We start from the raw sequence: 247 nt of genomic DNA, 5'->3' as shown, positions 1-247 counted from the left end.
AACCCACGTGCAGCACGTACAGTTCCATTTGTATCTAAAGCAACGGGTGTAGCACTTGCAAAAGTAGCGGCACGTTGTATGGCGGGTCAATCTTTAGCAAGCCAAGGCATTACTAAAGAAGTGATTCCACCTTACTACAGCGTAAAAGAAGTGGTATTGCCATTTGCTAAGTTCCAAGGCGTGGATCCTATCCGTGGACCTGAAATGCGCTCAACGGGTGAAGTAATGGGTGTTCGTGATACTTTCG

At 47.0% G+C, this 247-nt stretch carries 1 protein-coding gene; it reads left to right on the top strand.

All coding sequences use genetic code 11. From position 1 onward, the window contains the following. The coding region (locus SB765_RS32475) for a hypothetical protein (RefSeq protein ID WP_410932872.1) at positions 1 to 247 on the top strand (247 nt) is incomplete at both ends.

Origin of the sequence: Pseudomonas sp. SIMBA_067, assembly GCF_046534675.1 — a bacterium.
GTDB classification, from domain to species: domain Bacteria; phylum Pseudomonadota; class Gammaproteobacteria; order Pseudomonadales; family Pseudomonadaceae; genus Aquipseudomonas; species Aquipseudomonas putida.
Note: the sequence above shows the minus strand (reverse complement) of the source record. Positions and strands in the feature narration are given on the sequence as shown.